Below are 18,424 nucleotides of genomic sequence, written 5' to 3'. Positions count from 1 at the left end.
CAAAAAAGTGAGATTGAGATAAAATTGTTTATTTTTTTTAGATATAATCGAGCTTTATTTATATTTAAAAAAGGCATATTATGTTACGCTCATTTATAATTAGTATTTTATTTATAAATTCTTTAATGGCTTTTAATATAAAGTCTTTATTTACTTATACTTTTAATGATAATATTAGCTATGATTTAAAAAAAGCTAAAGAAATATATTTTAAAAACAAATGTAACACCTGTCACGGAGAAAATGGAGAAAAAAATTCTTATGGTAAAAAAGCTATTAAAGATTTAAGCCCAGAAGAAATCAAAGGTGCCTTAAAAGACTATGCTAATGGATATTTTAAAGATCAATCAAGCGATAACATTCAAATGAGCATATACGCCAAAAAATTAAGTGGAAGTGATATGGATCACATTATAGCTTACTTAAAGGGGCAAAATTTTTCTATCGAGCTTAATCAAAAAGATCTTTTAGAAGAAGAACCTGCACCAAAAACAAAACATAATACATTTTTAAAATAAAAAAAGGAGTTTTCATGAAAAAAAATCTACTGCTAGCTAGCTTGCTTTGTGCTAGTTCAATTTATGCTGCGGAAGTAAAAATAGGAGTTATTTTACCACTTACTGGCGCTTTAGCGGCTTATGGTAATGATGTATATGAAGGTATCAAACTAGCTAATACCTTAAATCCAAATTTAAAAAACGGAGATAATGTTAAAATCATAGCCATAGATACAAAAGGCGATAAAATAGAAGCAGCAAATGCCACCACTAGACTTATCTCTCAAGATAAAGTTTTAGGACTTATAGGTGAAGCTGTTACACCAAATACTATGCAAGTTTTATCTATAGCCGAAGAAAGAAAAATCCCAGTAATAGCTCCTGTTGCTTCAGGCGATAAACTTTTGGATAAAAAAAGCTACGCTAGTAGAGTTTGTTTTATGGATAGCTTCCAAGGAGATAAATTTGCAAACTATGCATATAAAGATTTAAATTTAAAAACTGTAGTTGTAATAGTTGATCAAAGCAATGTGTATTCACTAGGCTTAGCAAGAGCCTTTGAAAAAGAATTTAAACAAAATGGCGGAAAAATACTTAAAAAATTAACTATCTCATCGGGCGATAAAGACTTTAAAGCTATTGTTTCACAACTTAAAAGTATCAATCCTGACTTTGTTTATATGCCAATTTACCATCCAGAAGCAGCTTTAATAGCAAGACAAGCAAAAGCAGTTGGTTTTAATAAACTTTTAAGTGCAGGTGATGGGGTAAATAATAAAACATTTATTGAACTTGGGGGTGATGCTGTAAATGGAGTAATCTTTACCGATAGTTTTGATTATAACAATCCACCAACAACTTTGTCTAAAAATTTCATCAATGCTTATGAAAAAGATCATGGCACCAAAGAGCTTCCAGCATTTTCTGCTATGGGAGCTGATGCTTATTATGTAATGGTAAATGCAATGAATGAATGTGCCAATAATCTTAACGCACAATGCATTAATGAAAAAATTCATTCTACTAATAATTTTGAAGGCGTAGGTGGAGTTATAAGCATAGATGCTAGTGGCAATGCAAGTCGTTCTGTAGTTATAAAAGAAATACAAGAACAAAAACAAGTTTATAAAACTATTATTAATCCTTGAAAGGTTAAACTATGAAAAAAATTAGTATAGCTATATTGTCTATCATAGCTTGTAATATCATACAGGCAAAAGAAATTAACATTGGCGTAGTTTTACCTCTAACAGGATCTACTGCAGCTTATGGTCAAAGTGCTTTAGATGGAGTGAAAATTGCAAATTCTATGAAAAATACTTTAAGTAATGGTGATAAGGTAAATCTTGTTGTAGTAGATACAAAAGGTGATAAAATAGAAAGCGCAAATGCTAGCACAAGATTAATTTCGCAAAATAAAGCTTATGCACTTATTGGAGAAATGCTAACAGCTAATACTTTACAAGTGATAAGAATTGGCGAGGAAAAAAAGATACCAGTGGTTGCTCCTGCTGCTACTGCTGATAAAATTTTAAATAAAAAATTATATGCCAGTAGAGTTTGTTTTATGGATAGCTTTCAAGGCTCATCTTTGGCTAATTATGTAAAAAATAAGTTAAATTACACTAAAGCTGTGATAATTAGCGATCAAAGTGCAGATTATTCTTTAGGTTTAACTAGGGCCTTTGAAAAAGAATTTAACAAACAAGGTGGAAAAATTTTAGATAAATTTAGAATTACAGCAGGCGATAAAGATTTTAAAGCTATACTTTCTCAAGTTAAAAATTTAAAACCTGATTTTATTTATCTTCCAGTATATTACACTGAGGCTTCTTTGTTCGCACGCCAAGCAAAAGCAATGGGTGTTAATATTCCTATGGGTTCAGCAGATGGAGTTGCCGATGAAACTTTTATCAATCTAGCTCAAGATGCAGCAGAAGGATATTTATTTACAGATAGTTTTGATTATAATAACCCTCCAACAGAGCTTTCAAAAGACTTTATATTAGCCTATGAAAAAGAAAAACAAAGCAAAGAAGTTCCAAATTTTACAGCTATGGGTGCAGATGCATATTTTGTAATCTTTGAAGCTATGCAAAAATGTGTTAATGATTTCAATAGTGAATGTATCAACAACAACATTCATGCTACTTCTAAATTTGAAGGTGTTAGCGGGGTGATTAGTATAGACAAAACAGGTAATGCCACGCGCTCAATTGTTATAAAATCAATAGAGAATCAAAAGCAAGTTTATAAAGACTCGATTCTACCATAAATAAAAATTTAAGAGGTTCAATGGATAGTTCTTTAATTTTACAGCAAATTATAAATGGATTTAGTTTAGGCAGTATGTATGCACTTATCGCCATAGGCTATACAATGGTTTATGGTGTTTTAAGACTGATTAATTTCGCACATGGTGATATTATGATGGTGGGTGCATATTCAGCTTTATTTTGTGTTACAAGCATGAATGTACCTTTCTTAGGCGCTCTTTCTTTAGCTATGTTATTTGCGGCAGCCTTAGGTATAGCTATTGATAGAGTAGCTTATAAACCTCTAAGAAAAGCACCTAGAATTTCTTTACTTATCACAGCCATAGGTATAAGTTTTTTAATACAAAATGTATTTAATGTTTTATTTGGCTCAACACCAAAGTATTTTCCTGTGCCAAGTTATCTTGAAACAGTGATTAATTTTAATAATATCAGCATTAGTGTTAATAGTATTTTAGTGCCTATTTTGACATTTTTTATATTATTAGTGGTTTTATTCATACTTTATAAAAGCAAATATGGCATTGCTATTAGGGCTTTAGCTTTTGATATTCATACTGTAAATTTAATGGGAATTGATGCAAATCGTATTATCGCTATTGTATTTGCACTAGGTTCAGCTTTAGCTGCTATTGGTGGTATTTTTTGGGCTGTTAGTTATCCTTCTGTTGAACCTAGCATGGGAACTCTTATAGGACTTAAGGCCTTTGGCGCTGCTGTTTTAGGTGGTATTGGTTCTGTTGCCGGAGCAGTTTTAGGTGGTTTGATTATAGGTTTTACAGAGGTTGTTGTTGTTGCTATTTTCCCTGATCTTTCTGGTTTTAAAGATGCATTTGCATTTATCTTTTTGGTATTAATTTTACTTTTTAAACCAACTGGAATTTTGGGTATTAATTTTGAAAAAAGTAGGTTTTAAAATGATTGCAAGAAAAATTACACATTTAAGTTTCTTTATTATAGCGCTTGCTTTTCTTTTTATATCTCCTTATTTTTTTAACGATTATAAAATAGGAATTTTAAGCAATATTGCTATTTTTGTAATCTTAGCGGTAAGTTATAATCTTATCAATGGGGTTACAGGACAATTTTCATTAGAGCCAAATGGTTTTGTAGCTATAGGAGCTTATGTTGCAGCCTTAGTTTTACTTACAAGTGAAAGCAAAATCGATCAGTTTTCTTTAGAGGATCCAAGTAGTTTTATTTTGATGATTCATTCGCCAAGCTTTATTGTAGCTTTACTTGCTGCTGGGGTTTGTGCTATGCTTTTATCTTTAGTTTTAGCCTTTGCAGTATTTAGAGTTAGAGGAGATTATTTAGCTATTGTAACACTAGGCTTTGGAATTATTATCAAGCTTATGGCAATTAACTTTGCTTCTGTTACAAATGGCTCTTTGGGCTTAAACGATATTCCTAAACATACTACCTTATACTGGAGTGGTGGGATTGCTATATTTTCTGTTATTATCATCTTAAATATTGTTAGTTCAAAATTTGGTAGAGCCATGAAAGCTGTAAGAGATGATGAAGATGCAGCATTAGCAATGGGTATTAACACTTTTAATATTAAAACCTTAGCCTTTAGTACTTCAGCATTTTTAGAAGGTGTTGGAGGAGGCTTATTAGCTTGCGCACTAGCTTCAGTTTCACCTGAACAATTTGACTTTTTATTTACTTTTCAGCTTTTAATCATCATTGTTTTAGGCGGCTTAGGTTCAACTACTGGTGCTATCATAGGAGCTATTTTAGTAATAGGCGGAAGTGAGTATTTAAGATTTTTAGATGAGAGTATGAATATTTTTGGTTATGAAACTCCTGCCATGCCTGGTCTTAGAATGGTTGTGTTTTCTGTTATATTGATTTTAGTAATGCTTTTTGCAAGAAGAGGAATAATGGGCGATAAAGAATTAACAGATATTTTATTTAAGTTTTCTAAAAGGAATAAAAAATGATTTTAGAGCTTAAAAAAATCCATAAAAATTTTGGTGGAGTTAGTGCTATAGCAAATACTTCTTTTACTATAAAAGAAAGCGAAATTTTTGGACTTATAGGTCCAAATGGTGCAGGAAAAACGACACTATTTAATATTATTACAGGAAATTATAAACCAAGCAGTGGAGAAGTATTTTTTCTAGGAAAAAAGATTGACCATTTAAAGCCGCACAAAATAGTTCATCTAGGCGTAGCAAGAACTTTTCAAAATATTAGACTTTTTTCTAGCATGAGTGTTTTAGAAAATGTATTAATTGGTTTTGATAAGAGTATTAAATATAATATTTTTGAAGCTTTTTTACATTTGGGAAGATTCTCCAAAGCAGAAAAAAACGCAAAAAAAGCAGCTTATGAAATTTTAGAACAACTCAATATTGCTCATTTGGCTGATGAAAGGGCCACTAGTTTAAGTTATGGACAACAAAGAAAAGTTGAAATAGCAAGAGCTTTAGCAACAAATCCTAAACTTTTATTGTTAGATGAACCAGCAGCAGGTATGAATTCAACAGAAAGCGATGATTTGGCTGAATTGATTTTTGATATAAGAAATAATAAAAAAATCAGTGTTTTGCTTATTGAGCATGATATGAAATTTGTAAATAAGCTTTGCGATAGGGTTATGGTGCTTGATTATGGTAAGACTATTTTTGAAGGAAAGCCAAGTGATGCTGTTCAAAATCCTGAAGTAATTAGTGCATATTTGGGAGATTTTAATGCTAGTAGTTAAAGATTTACATGTTTATTATGGCTTAATAGAAGCTGTTAAAGGTATAGATTTCACCATAAAAACAGGAAGTATAGTTAGCTTGATAGGCTCAAATGGTGCAGGAAAAACATCAACACTTAATGCAATGCTAAATTGTGTTAAAAAAACTGGTGAAGTAAGTTTTTTAGGTTATGACACTCAAAGACATTTACCTCATACTTTAGTACAAAAAGGTATAGCATTGGTACCTGAAGGAAGAAGAGTTTTTATAAATCTCACTATAGAAGAAAATTTAAAAATTGGTGCTTTTAATAATGCAGAAAACTATGAACATTTGAAAAATCAAATGTATAGACTTTTCCCAAGATTAAAAGATAAAAAAAATGCATTAGCGGGGACTCTAAGCGGTGGAGAAGCTCAAATGCTAGCTATTTCAAGAGCTCTTATGAGTGAGCCAAAACTTTTAATGCTAGATGAACCTTCGCTAGGACTTGCTCCAAAAATAGTTGGAGAGGTTTTTGATATTATAGTCAAATTAAAAGAAGAAGGTATTACTATTTTATTAGTGGAACAAAATGCATTTTCAGCTTTAAAAATCAGCGACTATGCTTATGTTCTAGAAAATGGTAAAATCGCTATGCATGCACCTGCAAAAGATCTTATCGGTAATGATGAGATTAGAAAAAAATACCTTGGAGCTTAAATCATGAGAAGACAACTTTTAGCTTTTGGGGATATAAAAATTTCTATTTTTTTATTTTTAATTTTTGCCCTATTTTGCGCTCTAGCTACTTTTATAGAAAGTGCTTACAATACTCCAACAGCATGGGCCATGATATATGGAACATCTTGGTTTGGCTTTATACAGCTCATATTAGGAATCAATCTTTTAACAGCTCTTTTTAAATATAAAATGTTTAACAAGAGAAAAATACCGCTTTTAATCTTTCATATCTCATTTTTATTTATATTACTAGGCTCGGCTATGACTAGATATATGGGATTTGAAGGAAATTTACACATTAGAGAAAACGAAAAAAATAATATCATTGAAACCTCAAAAAGTTATATCTACATAGCAACCTTAAAAGATGATAAAGTATATAGTGCTGCAAAATCTGAATATATTGCCACCTTACCTTTTGTAAATGATTTTTCATTTGATTTAATATTACCTGATGAAAAAGCTCAAATTTCATATGAAAATTTGATTTTAGATGCAAAAGAAATTTATATCGATGATAACAACTCTGCTCCTCTTTTATCTTTAATGCTTTCACAAAATAACGAATCTAAAGAATTGCTTTTTCAAGCAGGAGATATAAAAAATATCAATGGTGTCAATATAGCATTTTTAAACGACTCTGTTCCAAGTCCTTATATAAAAATTGATAAAGATCTAAAGCTTAGTGCTGATTTTGATTTAAAATACATGTCAATGAGTGATGGTAAAGAAAACATTTTAAAAGCCAATCAAAAAGCACAAGCTAAAGATTTAAGATTATATTCTTTTAATGATATTAATTTAGTGGTAAAATTTGCTTCTTTACATGGTAAAAAAACCTTAGAAGGCGTTAATCAAGCTCAAGATGAAAGCTTTTTTACTTGGTTTAAAAATAGTTGGATAGAGCTAGGACGCAATGCTTTGATTTCTTTATTTGGCGAGGCAAAATACTGGAATAATTCTTTATTAAATAATTTCAAAGACTTTGCACAAAGCACTAAATATATGCCAACTCAACTTTCAGAAAATGCTATTAATGCTTTAAAATTAAAATTAAGCTATAAAGGAGAATCTAAAGAAGTTTTCCTAGTAGAATACAACTCGCCTATCCGTATTGATGTAGCAGGTCAACCTTTCTTTTTAAGATGGGGTCCTAAAGGAATAGAAATGCCATTTGAAATGTACTTAAAAGACTTTGAACTAGAACGCTATCCTGGCTCGATGTCGCCTATGTCTTATGCAAGTTATGTGGAAATTGATAATGCCGAACAAAAATTAGAATATAAGATTTTTATGAATAATGTTTTAGATTATCAAGGTTATAGATTTTACCAAAGTTCTTATGATCAAGATGAGCTTGGCACCATACTTTCAGTTAATAAAGATCCGGGTAAAATTCCTACATATATTGGATATTTTTTACTTACATTAGGAATGTTTTTAAATATTTTAAATCCTCATTCAAGATTTAGGACTTTAGCTAAATTAATCAATCAAGACACCTTGAAAAAAACAAGTGCAATATTGACATTTATATTAGTTTTTTTTGCAAGCCAAAATACTTATGCAAATGAACCCATCAAGGTAGATGAAACACATGCTAAAGAACTTGCTTCTTTAGTAGTGCAAAAACCTGATGGTAGAATGGTTCCTTTTAATACTTTAGCTATGGAAGTTTTAGAAAAAATATACAAAAACACAACCTTTCAAGGCCAAAGTGCCGAAGCAACTATCATATCAATGATTTTTGATGGCAGTGCATGGTACGATAAAGATATTATATTTATGCCAACAAGTCGCTTGGTTAATGAAGAAATTTCTAAAATTTTAGGTATTGAACCTAGAGCTTATACTAGTTTTAAAGATTTTTTCACTACAGATGCTTATAAACTACAAAAATATGTAGAAAATGCTAATAGAAAAAATCCAAATCGTAGAAGTGTTTTTGATAAAGAAATAATCAAGCTTGATGAAAGAGTAAATATTGTAAATTTAATTTTTTCAGGAGATATTTTTAAATTTATTCCACTACAAAATAGCACCAATAATCAATGGGTGGCACCACGCGAAGCATATATAGGATTAAAAGGCGAAGAAGGTAAAGAAGTAAGAAGCATTTTAGAAAATTATTTCAATGCAGTTAGTAATTCTATTGCACATAACAACTGGGATGAAGCAACTAAAAATTTAAATATTATCAAAAATTACCAAGAAAAATACGGGCAAGAAGTTATGCCAAGTGCTAAAAAAATTAATACAGAAATCTTTTTCAACAAAAGTCAAATTTTTGTAAATCTTGCTCCGCTTTATTTATGCGCTGGATTTTTACTTTTGATTATAGTTTTTGTTAAAATGCTCCTGCCAAAAATTCGCATTGATTTTATATTTAAATGTGTTTATGTGTTTAACATTGTGGCATTTTTCATCCATACTCTAGGTTTGGCTTTGCGTTGGTATATAGCAGGTCGCGCTCCATGGAGTAATGCATATGAGAGCATGGTTTATATAGCTTGGGCTTTATCATTATCTGGAATTTTCTTTTCAAGAAAAAGCCCTATTGCACTTTCTTTAACCTCTATTTTAGCAGGAGTTACTTTAGGTGTGGCTCATCTTAGCCAAATGGATCCGCAAATTACCAATTTAGTTCCTGTGTTGCAATCTTATTGGCTAACAATACATGTTTCGGTTATTACTGCTAGCTATGGATTTTTAGGATTATGTGCATTGTTGGGTATATTTGTACTTATTTTATTATGTATGCTAAAAATCAATGGCAAACATAATGAAAACATTTTAAGAAATATTACAGAAGCAACAAGAATCAACGAAATGGCTATGATTTTAGGACTTTGCTTACTTACAGTTGGAAATTTCTTAGGTGCTATATGGGCAAATGAAAGTTGGGGAAGATATTGGAGTTGGGACTCTAAAGAAACTTGGGCTTTAATTAGTATTTTAGTTTATGCAGCTATTTTGCACATTAGAATGGTACCAAAATGGGCAAATCAATACATTTTTGCAGTTTGCTCCATGTTTGCATATTGGGTAATTATCATGACTTATTTTGGTGTAAATTACTTTTTAACTGGTATGCATTCTTATGCAGCAGGAGATTCTGTGAAAATTCCTGATTATGTGTATTGGGGATTTTTATTTATGGTAGCATTAAGCTTAGCAAGTTATTTTAAAAGATCTTATGCAACAAAATTATAGGAAAGTTTTAAATGAATAATTCTCTTTTTATTTTTTTAGTTATAGCTTTAGTGATAATTATCATACTTGGAATTCTTTTAATATTATTTTTCATGCACAAAGAAAAACAACCAAGCAAATCAAATCCAGCTAAAACTCCAAAAATAAGCAATATAGAAGATTTTATATCTAAAGCAAATAATGCAAATAACTCTCAAGAAATTCAAGCTTTAATTTTGCAATTTTTAAATTCACAAAAACTAGGATCTAATCCAAAAGACAGCGCCACTAAAAGAAAACTTGATTTCATTAGTGCTATTTCAGCCAATGCTAATGCTACTCCTAAAAATATTTCATTTTTAAACAATGAGCTAAAAAAAAGATATAAAGCTTTGAAAAAAGAAATTGATGCTTATGAGCAAATAGGCCTAGCAAAAAGAAAAATGAGACAATCTTAAGGTTTTTTGATGAAAAATATTAGAAATTTCTCTATTATAGCTCATATTGATCATGGTAAAAGCACATTAGCTGATAGAATTATCAGCGAATGCGGAGCTATTAGCGATAGACAAATGAGCGCCCAAGTAATGGATACTATGGATATAGAAAAAGAGCGTGGTATAACTATAAAAGCTCAATCTGTGCGTTTAAATTATAAATTCAACAATGAAGAATATGTATTAAATTTAATAGACACTCCGGGCCATGTTGATTTTTCCTATGAAGTAAGTCGCTCTTTAGCAAGTTGCGAAGGGGCTTTACTTGTTGTTGATGCTTCTCAAGGAGTAGAGGCTCAAACTATAGCCAATGTTTATATAGCCTTAGAAAATGATCTTGAAATCATACCAGTGATTAATAAAATTGATCTTCCTTCGGCTGATATTGAAAAGGTTAAACACGAAATAGAGCATATTATAGGAATTGATTGCTCTAATGCAATTTGTGTTAGCGCAAAAACAGGTGTAGGTATAAAAGAACTCATAGAAACTATCATCACAAAAATTCCTACGCCAAAAACTGATGATGAAGCACCTACTAAAGCTTTAATTTATGATTCTTGGTTTGATAATTATCTTGGAGCTTTGGCTTTAGTTAGAATTTATGAGGGAAATATTGCTAAAAATGATGAAGTTTTAGTTATGAGTACAGATAAAAAACATCTCGTGCAAGATCTTTTCTATCCTCATCCATTAAGCCCTATAAAAACTAAAAAATTAGAATCAGGTGAAGTGGGTGTTATCGTGCTTGGACTTAAAAATGTCGCCGATGTTCAAGTAGGTGACACCATAACACTAACTAAAAATAAAGCAAAAGAAGCCATTGGTGGTTTTGAAAAAGCCAAAGCTTTTGTTTTTGCAGGATTATATCCTATAGAAACGGATAAATTTGAAGATTTAAGAGATGCTTTAGATAAATTAAAACTTAATGATAGTTCTATTACTTATGAACCTGAAACTTCATTAGCTTTAGGATTTGGCTTTAGAGTTGGTTTTTTAGGTCTTTTGCATATGGAGGTTATTAAAGAAAGACTTGAGCGTGAGTTTAACCTTGATTTAATTGCTACTGCTCCAACTGTTACTTATGAAATTTATCAAACCGATGGAGAAGTTTTAAAAATTCAAAATCCAAGCGAACTACCTCCGGTAAATAAAATCGATCATATAAAAGAACCTTATGTAAAAGCAACTATCATAACTCCAAGCGAATACCTAGGGAATTTAATCACTCTTTTAAATCGCAAACGCGGTATGCAAGTTAAGATGGATTACATCACTCCTGAGCGCGTTTTACTTGAGTATGATATACCTTTAAACGAAATCGTTATGGACTTTTACGATAAACTTAAATCACTTACCAAAGGCTATGCTAGTTTTGATTATGAGCCTATTGAATTTAGAGTGGGAGATCTTGTAAAACTTGATATTAAAGTAGCTGGTGAAAATGTCGATGCACTAAGCATCATAGTGCCAAATGAAAAAGCACTAAGCAAGGGCAGAGAGCTTGTAAAAGCGATGAAAGAAATCGTCCCAAGACAGCTTTTTGAAGTTGCTATCCAAGCAAGCATAGGAAATAAAATTATTGCAAGAGAAAATGTAAAATCCATGGGTAAAAATGTAACCGCAAAATGTTATGGTGGGGATATTACTAGAAAAAGAAAACTTCTTGAAAAACAAAAAGAAGGTAAAAAAAGAATGAAAGCTATTGGTAAGGTACATTTACCTCAAGAAGCATTTTTAAGTGTTTTAAAAATAGACTAAATCCCTAGTTTATACACTAGGGATATAAATTTATGCATTGATATCTAAAGAATTTCCACCCATTTCGTTAATTTTTTGAGTTACTGTTTCAATAGCTTTATCAATTGTCTCATAGCTGATATCAGGAAGTTTGCCACCCCACATTTTTTCCGCTTGTGCAAATCCTGCTTTTAGACCCTCTAAACCTTTTTGAAGTTTTTCCATGTCTTCACCAGCCCCATTAATAACAAAATCAGCCAATCTTTGAGATGTTTTTGCTACACCAAAATATCCATCTTCCCCAATAAGCTCTTTTGCTTCATCAGCATTTAAACTAAGTATATCTTTACCTTCATATCCTATAGCTTTAAAATCTACATTTGATAAAATAGCTGTTAAAGAATCCTTAGATTGAGCTCCTTGAAAAATCCCTGCCTGAGATAGACTATTGGATGAACTCATGCTAAATACTTGCTGCATAAAATTCATAGCATAAAGCTCGGTTATGCCTTTTCCTCCCATACTAGCAAGCTTACTAAGCTTATCCTCATCTATATCTTTTGTGCTATTAGCACTTTTGGTATTGGCATCTTCAAGTTTTGTATTCAAATTAGCCTTCCTATTGCTAACTTGCGACTCTACTGCCACGCGTGAATACGAATTTATTTGCATCCTTGCTCCTTTTTTTGTGGGTTTATAAAAATCGTCTAAAAAAAATTAAAATTTACATTAAGAAATTTATAATTACAGCTTAAATATAATGCCAAATATTTATTATATTTTTAAAATTTGGGTGATATAAATGTTTTTCAAAGATTTTTTCATTATCATTGTTGATCCATATTTTAAAGATATTATAGAAGGTATAGAATCTCTTTATTAAATTTATTTTATCTATAAAATTTTAAATAAAATAATTTTTAATAAGGAAAGCTATGTCAATACATAATTTTTACACTACATTAAATCCTACCAAACTATTTATAAAATGTGCTTTGCCAAACATGGCTAGCATGGCTTTTATTTATCTTTATGTGATTATTGATGGAATTTTTGTTGGAAGATATTTAGGTTCAAATGCACTTGCTGCTATGAATTTAATGATGCCTTTTATCATGATAAGTTTTGCTCTAGCTGATATGATAGCCATAGGCTCATCAGTGCAAATAGCAATTAATCTAGGTAAAGGAAAAGTTGAAAAAGCAAGAGCTATTTTTTCTTTTTGTATAGTTATTATTTTTGCAATTTCTTGTTTAATGGGAATTTTAGGATTTTTTCTAGCAAAAACATTAAGTGTTTTTATGGGAGCTAATGAGAATATTCAAAGTTTATCTACTGAATATATGCAAATTTTTGCCACTTTTGCTCCCTTTATTATGCTAGCTTTTGCTATGGATAATTATCTTAGGATTTGTGGAAAAACTTTTTATAGCATGATAGTTAATATCATTACTGCTTTGAGTAATATTTTTCTTGACTGGCTTTTTATAGTGGTTTTTGATTGGGGGCTTTATTCGGCAGCTTTAGCAACTTGTATAGGGATGTTTTTAGGAAGCGTTTTAGGGATATTACCTTTTGTTTTTAAAGATTTAACTTTAAAATTTAAAAAACCAATAATCAAGCTGCAAATACTAAAAAATATACTTTATAATGGCTCATCTGAATTTTTTTCTAATATTTCTAGCTCTTTTTATACCATCTTAGCTAATGCTTTTTTGCTTAAACTTTCTGGAAGTACAGCTGTTGCAGCATTTTCTGTGATTTTATATCTTAGTACTTTTGTTTTCATGCTAGTTTTGGCCATGTGTGATGCTATGCAACCTGCATTAAGTTATAATTATGGACACAAAAATATTGCAAGAATTCAAGCTATTTTTAAAAGAATGTTTTTTGCTTCTTGGGGTGTAAGCACAATAGTGTTTTTATTTGTTTATTTTTTCAATAACCTTATAGTAAGTGTTTTCAACAAAGATAACAACCAAGATTTTATTCATATAGCACAAAATGCTTTGATATTTTTTTCTTTTTCTTTTTTATTTTCTTGGTTTGGAAAACTCTGCGCTTCATTTTTCACAGCGCTTGATAAACCCTTACTTTCTTTAGGAATTTCTATTTCCCAAAGTCTTATTTTCCCATTCTTATCTTTATTTATACTAACGCAATTTTTAGGAGTAAATGGAGTTTGGCTAGCCACTTTAGTAGGTGATATTTGTATGATTTTTATTGCTTCATTTTTATTATATAAAACTTTTAAAAATCTAAACTCTTAGCTAATTTTAAACAAGAGTTTAGATCTTGTTCTTTACATATATATAAATTTTTAAAATTACGAAGTTTTAAAGCTGTACTTTGACCTATAACTACAACTTTATCTTCTTTTTCTAATGCAAAAAATTTCAAAAATTGCTCCATGCTTGAAGGAGCGCTAAAGATAAAAACACTTGGATGATGTATTTTTAACTCATCTTTTTTAGGCTCTATGGCTATATTTTCATAAACGATTAATTGTTTTAAAAGGATATTTTCTTTCAGCAAATACTCATCAAGACCTGAACTAATTTTCTTCGCTCTTAAATAAAGACATTTTTTATTTTTAAACTCAAATAAAAACTCACTAGCTAAATTTTTACCATAAGCCTTGCTAGGATATTTGACATTTTTAAAGCCAAGCTCTTTTGCAAAATCAGCACTTTTTTCTCCCACAGCATAAAGTTTAATATCAAAATCAATTTTGTTTTTACTTGACATTAATGCTTTTAATGCATTCTTGGAGCTAATGATTAAACAATCAAATTCCTTTAAATTAACTTCAAAATCAAGAAATTTAATTTCATTTAATCTTATAGTCTTAACACCATCAAATTCTTTATCCCCTATAAAATAAATCATTATTTTCCTATAAAAGTTTTATCAAAATTTGATCTTAAATTTAAAGTTGCTATATAAGGATCATTTGCTTGCATTATCGCTCTAACCACAGCTATACCTTGTATATTACAATCTTTAAGCAAATTTAAATTAACTTCATCTATCCCACCTATAGCCACAATAGGTAAAGAAGCTAAACTAGCAATTTCTTTTAATCCATCTATGCCAAGCACAACACAATCTTGCTTGCTAAGCGTAGCAAAAACAGCCCCCACTCCAAGATAAGTAGCACCTTGAGTATTAATAAGATCATTTTTATGATTGATCGTAAGCCCTATGATTTTTTCTTCGCCTAAAAGTTCCCTTGCTTTTTTTAAAGGCATATCCTTTTGTCCTATATGCACTCCATTTGCATTCACAGCCATGGCTATATCGATTCTATCATTTATCACAAAAGGTGTGTTGTATTTTTCACACAAAGCTTTAACTTTTAAAGCAAGATTATAAAATTCTAAAGTACTAAGATTTTTCTCTCTAAGTTGTAAAATATCAATCTTAGCTTTCAAAGAAGCTTCTAAAATATTTAAAAACTCGCTTTCGCTTTTTTCATCCTTGCTTGCGACAAGATAAATTTTAAATGATTTCATATTTGGCTCTTTTTTTAATTTCTTCATCATTTAAATTACTTAAAGCATCGATTAAATTCACTCTAAAACTACCACTTCCACTAGAAAGCTCTTGAGCGATTTCGCTAGCTATGCCAAAACTAAGCAAAGCATATAAACTAGCCTGAAATTTATCTTCTAACGCTCCTGCAAAAACTCCACACAAAGAAGCACACATACAACCTGCTCCAGTTATCTTAGTAGCCATGATTGAGCCATTATAAATTTTAGCAATATGCTCTTGATTTATAATATAATCAATTTTTCCAGTTATAGCCAAAACACGCTTGGTTTTATAAGAGTATTCTTTAGCTTTTTCTAAAAACTCATCATCGATTACAAAAGTACTATCAACCCCTCTTGCTTTACCATCTAAACCTATAACACTAGCCATTTCAGATGCATTTGCTTTAACAATACTAATGCCTTTTAGATTAAGCAATTCAAAATTAATCCCATCTCTTGCCTTACTCACACCCAAAGCAACAGGATCAAAAATTATAGGTTTATTTAATAAAGTATATTCTTTAGTTGCTTTTAACATAGAATTTGCTATAAGTTGATTAATCGTACCTGTGTTTAATACTAAGGCTGAACTTATTCTAGCAAAATCAGCTTGCTCTTCATAAAAATCAGCCATAGCAGCACTTGCTCCCATTGCTATAGTTACATTTGCACAATCATTAGCTGTAACATAATTAGTAATATGATGAATCAAAGGATTTTTTTCTCTTACTGCTTTAATAATCATTTTTACTCCTTGTCATATTGAAAAAAATGATTAGTCGGACCACAACCTTTTCCAAGTGCTAAAGAATTTAATATAGCTCCATACACATAATCTTTAGCAAGTTTTATAGCTTCATGTTTTTCTTTACCTAAGGCAAGATTACTAGCTATAGCTGAACTTAATGTACAACCTGTGCCGTGTGTATTTTTTGTATTAATTTTTTCTGCTTTAAAAATACTAAATTCCTTTCCATCATAAAAAACATCATTGGTGTTATATTTACTATGTCCACCTTTAATCAAAACACTTTTTGCACCTTCTTTGTGAAGTTTTATAGCGGCTTTTTTCATATCCTCCTCGTTAAGTATTTTAAAATCACACAAAAATTCAGCCTCGGGAATATTTGGAGTAAGTACATCAGCTAAAGATAAAATTTCATCTTTAAAAAACTGACAATTTTCTAAAGGCATTAAAGCATAGCCATTTTTTGCAAACATCACAGGATCAATCACTACATTTTTAGCTTTAAAGCGCAATAAATTTTCTTTTACACAAATTATGATTTCCTTTGAACCTAGCATTCCAATTTTTACAGCAGCTGGCTCTATGTCTTCATAAACTGCTAGCATTTGCTCATCTATTATCTTAGTGGGTATATCAAAACAAGAAATCACCCTTGCAGTATTTTCAGCCACAACGCTTAAAACTACACTCATACCAAATAAATTATGAGCGCTAAAAGTTTTTAAATCAGCTTGTATGCCAGCTCCACCACTACAATCACTTCCTGCTATAGTTAAGATAGGAATTTTAGTTTTTGTTTTTGCTTGTATCATTTTTATCCTTTTTTTATAAAAAAGGAAAGTTTTTGCAAGAATTCAAAGTTTGCATTACCAAACTTCTCAAGGGTCGAAGTTATACTTCCTCTCAGCAAAAGCTCCCCATTAATGAAAAATTATATCTTAGTTTTAATTAATCTTTAAAAATATTTTGAAATACTGCTATAATTTTGAAAAAACTACACAAAAATAAAAGGAAAAATATGACTAAAATTATTTTTGTTTGTTTAGGCAATATTTGTCGTTCTCCCATGGCCGAATTTATTATGAAGGATCTTTTAACAAAAGCAAATTTAAATAATGAATTTATTATTTCTAGTGCAGGTACTTCAGGTTACCACGATGGGGAGGATATGCATTATAAAACTAAAGCTTTATTAGATAACAAAAATATAAATTCTAAGCCATTTTGCAGTAAAAAACTAAATTTAAAAATGTGCGAGGATAATGATTTAATTATCGTAATGGATAATTCTAATTATAATGATATAGTTAAAAATTTTCCAAATGCAAAACATAAAATTCATAAAATCACTTCTTTTGCCTTAGAATTAGGATATGACGAAGTGCCTGATCCTTGGTATAGTGGGAACTTTGATGAGACTTATTTAATCCTTTCGCAAGCATGTGAAAATATATTCAATCTACTCAAAAAATATTTTTAAATTTAAAAAATATTTATTATTTTTTTAATATAATTTCTACTTTTAAAAATTACTGAAAGGTTATTTGATGAAAAGTATTAAACTTAAAGTTTCACTAATAGCAAACGCTATTGCTATTTGTTGTTTATTGATTTTAGGAATTGTAACATTTATTTTTGTTAAACAATCTCTTTTTAATGAGGTTGTTAATTCAGAAAAAAATCGTTTAATTTTTACCAGCAATCTTGTAGAAGATTTTAGACAAAACACATCTAAATCTTTAATAGAACTCTCAGAAACCATTCTTAGACACCCATATTCAAACCTTAATTCTCAAGATGCATTAGCTAAAAATGTTGGTGTTCAACTAAAAGCATTTAGAGATGCAGGAAATTATCTAGCTGTATATATTGCTCAACCAAATGGAGAGTTAGTTGTAAGCGATACAGACAGCGATAGCAAAAATCTTGATTACGGTTTTTATGGCAAAGCTGATGGTTACGATGCAACAACAAGAGAATATTATATAGAAGCAAAAAAGAAAAACACTTTGTTTATAACCGACTCTTATATAGATGCTACTACAGGATTGCCTTGTTTCACTTATGCTCTACCTTTATTGAAAGATGGGAAATTTATTGGTATTTTAGCCATTGATGTCTTAGTTAAAGACTTAATAGAAAATTTGAAAAAAATGCCAGGAGATTCATTTGTATATGACAAAAATCACTTTGCATTTGCATCTACAAATGAAAATTATAATTCAAATCATCCAAATATTACAATAGTAGCCAATGCATTTGCAAAATCAAACAACGGGGAACCATTTTTTTACACTAGTAAAGAAGGTAATGAAAGACTTGGTTTGTGCAATACAACAAATGATTATACAGTATGTAATATTGCCTATGTTGATACCATAAACCATTCAAGTGAAAAAATTGCCCATGTTCAAGCTATAATTGTAATTTTCACAAGTATATTAAGTATTGCCTTACTTTACTTCATCATATCTTATTACCTTTCTCCACTTCAAAAAATCCAAACCGGCCTTAAC

General features: G+C 30.2%; 18 protein-coding genes. 13 read left to right on the top strand and 5 right to left on the bottom strand.

Going from position 1 to position 18,424, the window contains the following annotated elements; all coding sequences use genetic code 11:
• Positions 1-77: 77 nt before the first annotated feature.
• From L8W64_RS08010 to lepA, 10 genes are read left to right on the top strand one after another with little or no spacing between them, the layout of a single operon-like run.
• Positions 78-518 (top strand): c-type cytochrome, encoded by a 441-nt coding sequence (locus tag L8W64_RS08010; protein WP_412175218.1) that lies wholly within the window; start codon positions 78-80, stop codon positions 516-518.
• 14 nt (positions 519-532) lie between these two features.
• Positions 533-1,645 carry an ABC transporter substrate-binding protein gene (locus tag L8W64_RS08005; RefSeq protein ID WP_133319841.1) on the top strand — a complete coding sequence of 371 codons (1,113 nt, stop codon included), beginning with the start codon at positions 533-535 and terminating at the stop codon, positions 1,643-1,645.
• 11 nt (positions 1,646-1,656) lie between these two features.
• On the top strand, positions 1,657-2,772 hold the full coding sequence (locus tag L8W64_RS08000) for an ABC transporter substrate-binding protein (protein WP_263660834.1): 1,116 nt from the start codon (positions 1,657-1,659) through the stop codon (positions 2,770-2,772).
• A 20-nt stretch (positions 2,773-2,792) separates the two neighbouring features.
• Positions 2,793-3,689, top strand: coding sequence for a branched-chain amino acid ABC transporter permease (locus L8W64_RS07995; RefSeq protein ID WP_220566316.1), 897 nt, complete (start codon positions 2,793-2,795; stop codon positions 3,687-3,689).
• Between the two features lies 1 nt (position 3,690).
• Positions 3,691-4,722 (top strand): branched-chain amino acid ABC transporter permease, encoded by a 1,032-nt coding sequence (locus L8W64_RS07990; RefSeq protein WP_133319839.1) that lies wholly within the window; start codon positions 3,691-3,693, stop codon positions 4,720-4,722.
• On the top strand, positions 4,719-5,489 hold the full coding sequence (locus L8W64_RS07985) for an ABC transporter ATP-binding protein (protein WP_263671814.1): 771 nt from the start codon (positions 4,719-4,721) through the stop codon (positions 5,487-5,489). The genes L8W64_RS07990 and L8W64_RS07985 overlap by 4 nt, the downstream gene beginning before the upstream one ends.
• Positions 5,476-6,171 (top strand): ABC transporter ATP-binding protein, encoded by a 696-nt coding sequence (locus L8W64_RS07980; RefSeq protein WP_133319837.1) that lies wholly within the window; start codon positions 5,476-5,478, stop codon positions 6,169-6,171. The genes L8W64_RS07985 and L8W64_RS07980 overlap by 14 nt, the downstream gene beginning before the upstream one ends.
• 3 nt (positions 6,172-6,174) lie before the next feature.
• Positions 6,175-9,405: a c-type cytochrome biogenesis protein CcsB gene (gene ccsB / locus L8W64_RS07975; protein WP_263673401.1), complete on the top strand. Its 3,231-nt coding sequence runs from the start codon at positions 6,175-6,177 to the stop codon at positions 9,403-9,405.
• 11 nt (positions 9,406-9,416) lie between these two features.
• Positions 9,417-9,842, top strand: a complete 426-nt coding sequence (locus L8W64_RS07970; RefSeq protein ID WP_133319835.1) for a hypothetical protein — start codon at positions 9,417-9,419, stop codon at positions 9,840-9,842.
• A 9-nt stretch (positions 9,843-9,851) separates the two neighbouring features.
• Positions 9,852-11,642 (top strand): translation elongation factor 4, encoded by a 1,791-nt coding sequence (lepA, locus tag L8W64_RS07965; RefSeq protein WP_263673399.1) that lies wholly within the window; start codon positions 9,852-9,854, stop codon positions 11,640-11,642.
• Positions 11,643-11,672: 30 nt separating this feature from the next.
• On the opposite strand, the gene L8W64_RS07960 is transcribed toward lepA, so the two are convergent.
• Complete coding sequence (locus tag L8W64_RS07960; RefSeq protein WP_263659951.1) at positions 11,673-12,293, bottom strand: hypothetical protein; 621 nt, start codon at positions 12,291-12,293, stop codon at positions 11,673-11,675.
• Positions 12,294-12,562: 269 nt separating this feature from the next.
• Here L8W64_RS07960 and L8W64_RS07955 point away from each other — a divergent pair, with 269 nt between their 5' ends.
• Positions 12,563-13,891, top strand: coding sequence for an MATE family efflux transporter (locus L8W64_RS07955; protein WP_263665989.1), 1,329 nt, complete (start codon positions 12,563-12,565; stop codon positions 13,889-13,891).
• On the opposite strand, the gene L8W64_RS07950 is transcribed toward L8W64_RS07955, so the two are convergent.
• The 4 genes from L8W64_RS07950 to thiD are packed head-to-tail and all read right to left on the bottom strand — an operon-like array spanning position 13,872 to position 16,720.
• The gene (locus tag L8W64_RS07950) at positions 13,872-14,513 is read right to left on the bottom strand and encodes a uroporphyrinogen-III synthase (protein ID WP_318529432.1); all 642 of its coding nucleotides are present in this window, start codon (positions 14,511-14,513) and stop codon (positions 13,872-13,874) included. The two genes, L8W64_RS07955 and L8W64_RS07950, sit on opposite strands and share 20 nt — an antisense overlap.
• Positions 14,510-15,136, bottom strand: coding sequence for a thiamine phosphate synthase (thiE, locus tag L8W64_RS07945; RefSeq protein ID WP_263673397.1), 627 nt, complete (start codon positions 15,134-15,136; stop codon positions 14,510-14,512). The genes L8W64_RS07950 and thiE overlap by 4 nt, the downstream gene beginning before the upstream one ends.
• Positions 15,123-15,905, bottom strand: coding sequence for a hydroxyethylthiazole kinase (thiM, locus tag L8W64_RS07940; protein WP_263659949.1), 783 nt, complete (start codon positions 15,903-15,905; stop codon positions 15,123-15,125). The genes thiE and thiM overlap by 14 nt, the downstream gene beginning before the upstream one ends.
• A 2-nt stretch (positions 15,906-15,907) precedes the next feature.
• Positions 15,908-16,720 carry a bifunctional hydroxymethylpyrimidine kinase/phosphomethylpyrimidine kinase gene (gene thiD, locus L8W64_RS07935; RefSeq protein ID WP_133319829.1) on the bottom strand — a complete coding sequence of 271 codons (813 nt, stop codon included), beginning with the start codon at positions 16,718-16,720 and terminating at the stop codon, positions 15,908-15,910.
• Between the two features lie 206 nt (positions 16,721-16,926).
• Here thiD and L8W64_RS07930 point away from each other — a divergent pair, with 206 nt between their 5' ends.
• Complete coding sequence (locus L8W64_RS07930; protein WP_263659948.1) at positions 16,927-17,388, top strand: low molecular weight protein-tyrosine-phosphatase; 462 nt, start codon at positions 16,927-16,929, stop codon at positions 17,386-17,388.
• A gap of 67 nt (positions 17,389-17,455) precedes the next feature.
• On the top strand, positions 17,456-18,424 hold a 969-nt coding region (locus L8W64_RS07925; protein WP_263673395.1), incomplete at its 3' end, for a PDC sensor domain-containing protein.

This window comes from Campylobacter sp. IFREMER_LSEM_CL1097, from assembly GCF_025772225.1.
In the GTDB taxonomy this organism is placed as follows: Bacteria; Campylobacterota; Campylobacteria; order Campylobacterales; family Campylobacteraceae; genus Campylobacter_D; species Campylobacter_D lari_D.
Note: the sequence above shows the minus strand (reverse complement) of the source record. Positions and strands in the feature narration are given on the sequence as shown.